Origin of the sequence: Phenylobacterium sp., assembly GCF_030654915.1 — a bacterium.
Classification (GTDB): Bacteria; Pseudomonadota; Alphaproteobacteria; order Caulobacterales; family Caulobacteraceae; genus Phenylobacterium.
Window position 1 is genome coordinate 1 of record NZ_JAURWM010000372.1, and the last position, 2,913, is coordinate 2,913.

4 protein-coding genes are annotated in these 2,913 nt (G+C 66.5%); 2 read left to right on the forward strand and 2 right to left on the reverse strand.

Features of this window, described 5'->3' with window-relative positions; all coding sequences use genetic code 11:
* Both Q7T84_RS19205 and Q7T84_RS19210 read right to left on the reverse strand, forming a co-directional pair.
* On the reverse strand, positions 1-1,278 hold a 1,278-nt coding region (locus Q7T84_RS19205), incomplete at its 3' end, for an ammonium transporter (RefSeq protein ID WP_304812199.1).
* Between the two features lie 37 nt (positions 1,279-1,315).
* Positions 1,316-1,654: a P-II family nitrogen regulator gene (locus tag Q7T84_RS19210; protein WP_056736988.1), complete on the reverse strand. Its 339-nt coding sequence runs from the start codon at positions 1,652-1,654 to the stop codon at positions 1,316-1,318.
* 388 nt (positions 1,655-2,042) lie between these two features.
* Here Q7T84_RS19210 and Q7T84_RS19215 point away from each other — a divergent pair, with 388 nt between their 5' ends.
* Both Q7T84_RS19215 and Q7T84_RS19220 read left to right on the forward strand, forming a co-directional pair.
* Positions 2,043-2,369 carry a hypothetical protein gene (locus Q7T84_RS19215; protein WP_304812205.1) on the forward strand — a complete coding sequence of 109 codons (327 nt, stop codon included), beginning with the start codon at positions 2,043-2,045 and terminating at the stop codon, positions 2,367-2,369.
* 160 nt (positions 2,370-2,529) lie between these two features.
* Positions 2,530-2,793, forward strand: coding sequence for a hypothetical protein (locus Q7T84_RS19220; RefSeq protein WP_304812207.1), 264 nt, complete (start codon positions 2,530-2,532; stop codon positions 2,791-2,793).
* Positions 2,794-2,913: the final 120 nt, after the last annotated feature.

The following is a 2,913-nucleotide window of genomic DNA, read 5'->3' on the forward strand; positions in this document are numbered from 1 at the left end:
GTAGAACTGGGTCATCAGGCTCGCGCCTTCGCCCAGGGCGTTGACGGCCGGGTCGGCGAGGACGCCGGTCAGCAGGGCGCCGATGATGCCGGCGATGCCGTGCACGCCGAAGGCGTCCAGGCTGTCGTCGTACTTCAGCAGGCGCTTCAGCCACACCGCGCCGAAGTAGCCGCCTGCGCCGCCCAGCAGGCCGATGATCAGCGCGCCTTGCGGGTTCACGAAGCCAGCGGCCGGAGTAATGGCGACCAGACCAGCCACCGCGCCGGAGGCGAGGCCCAGCATGCCGGGCTTCTTACGCTCGACCCACTCGATGACCATCCAGGCGATGGCGGCCGCGGCCGTGGCCACTTGAGTGTTCAGCATGGCGATACCGGCCAGGGAGTTCGCACCGACGGCCGAACCCGCGTTGAAGCCGAACCAGCCGACCCACAGCAGGCTGGCGCCGATCATGGTCAGGACCAGGTTGTGCGGAGCCATGTTCTCGGTTCCGTAGCCTTTGCGACGGCCAAGCACGAGGGCGCAGATCAGGCCAGCGACGCCAGCATTGATGTGAACCACGGTGCCGCCGGCGAAGTCGAGCACGCCAGCCCCGCCGAGGAAGCCGCCGCCCCAAACCGCGTGGGCGGTCGGCGCATAGACGAACAGGGACCAGAGCACGGTGAACACCAGCACCGCCGAGAACTTCATGCGCTCGGCATAGGCGCCGGCGATCAGGGCCGGGGTGATGATCGCGAAGGTCATCTGGAACATCACGAACACCGATTCCGGGATCGTGGCGGCCAGGCTGTTCGTGCTCTCCATGGTCACGCCGGACAGGAACATGTTCCCCAGCCCGCCGATCACCTTGTTCAGTCCTTCATTGCCGTTGGCGCTGAAGGACAGGGAGTAGCCGGCGATCATCCAGACGACCGAGATCACCGCGGTGATCGCGAACGACTGGGCGACGGTGGCGATGACGTTCTTACGCCGCACCATGCCGCCGTAGAACAGGGCCAGGCCCGGAATGGTCATCATCAGGACCAGAGCCGTGGAGGTCAGCACCCAGGAAGTGTCGCCAGTGTCGATGGTCGGCTTGTCCGCTTCCTCGGGGGCGGGCGCCGGAGCGACCTCCGCCACCGCGGCAGGCGCCTCGATCGCCGCCGGCGCAGGCGTGGCCTCGGCGGCGACCGGGGCCGGAGCGGCGTCCTGGGCGATGGCCGCCGCCGGGGCGAGCACTCCGCCCGCGAGCATGGCGGCGAGCACCAGGCCCGTCAGCTTTTGCAGTCCAGATTTTTTCATTGTCGTGATCCCCTTGTCCCGATGAGTTCGACGGCGCCTAGAGCGCGGCCGTGCCGGACTCTCCGGTCCGAATTCGCACTGCGTCCTCGACGTTGAGGACGAAGATCTTGCCATCCCCGATCTTGCCCGTGGCGGCCGCGGCCTTGATGGCTTCGACGGCCTTGCCGGCGGCGGAGTCGTCGACGACCGCTTCCAGCTTCACCTTGGGAACGAAATTCACTTGGTACTCTGCCCCCCGGTAGATTTCCGTCTGACCCTTTTGCCGGCCGTAGCCTTTGACTTCCGAGACCGTCAGCCCCTCGACGCCGGCGCCCACGAGCGCTTCGCGCACGTCGTCCAGTTTGAAGGGTTTGACGATCGCTATGATCAATTTCATCGCCTGCTCCCGCGCGCCCTGTAAGCCAGGGGATGCGCCCTTCGTGTTGTCCCGCTCCGCCGGGAGACACAGCTCACTCCCCCTCCGACGGCTAGACGACGCTATCGGGGGGCGGGGCTTGCGGCCGTGCTTGGTAACCTCTGATCAAGGAAAAGGCGCTCGCCGCGCGTTTGCTGGGCAGATCGGCGTTATGGCGCCCAATTTAGCGGCGTTCTGGCGCTCCAGGCGCTGTCTGGCGGTCCCTCGGGGTGGGGCTTTCACGCGCCCGTGAACGCCGCCGCCCTCCCCAAAGCGCGGTTATGAAGGGGGGAACTAACGCCACTGCTGAACGCTTGATGACTGCGCGGCCCGGTTGCGGGGGGGCGGGCCATCATTCGGAGACGACGAAATGATGATCAGAACTCTGCTCACCGCCACGGCGGCCCTGGCTCTGCTGGCTGGCGGGGCGCATGCCGGCGACGGCAAAAAGCAAGCTAAGCCTGCCGCCGCTCCGGCGGCCGCCTCTCAGATGGGGACCGACAGTTCCAGCCAGTCCATGTCAAACCCACCGGTCAGCGCTGATGCGATGAGCGCCGGCGTCGACACCTCGGCGACGGCGATCGCGGCGAACACCCGGCTCATCACCAACGGCCCGGTCGCCGACACCCCTGAGAACCGCGCCAAGTTCCCGCCGCTCTCCAAGACCGGCCGGAACACCAAGCCGCGCGGCAACTAGGATCAGGCGGTCCGCCGTGACGACCGCGTCGGACCGACGATTCATTCTGCCTCGCACATCGGGCGGAGGCTTGAGCTTGGCCGGAACAAACGTGATCTCTGAACGCTCTCTACTCGCACGGTCTGGTTGTGATCTGGGCCGCCAATTGGAGGGATGAGAGTTGATAAAGACGATTTGCGCCGCCGCCGCGATGGCTCTGGCGGCCGGGGCTGCCCACGCGCAGCCCGCCAGCCAACCCCAGCAAGCTCCGCCTGCCCAGCCTCCGGCGCAGAGCGCGGGCGTTCAAGTGACGACCAGCGTGGACAGCGGAGGCGTGACGGTTCACCGTGTGACCAACGGGCCGGTCGCCGATACGCCGGAAAATCGCGCCAAGTTCCCGCCGCTCTCGGCGACCGGGCGCAACACCAAACCCCAAGGCAAATAGAGCAAGGCTTTCCGCCTTGAAGGGAAGGTCGGCGGGCCCTATGGTCCGCCGACTTTTTTTGCGCCTGCGAAACCAGCCCTATGTCAGCCAAAAAGCCTCTATCGTTTCAGGACCTTATCC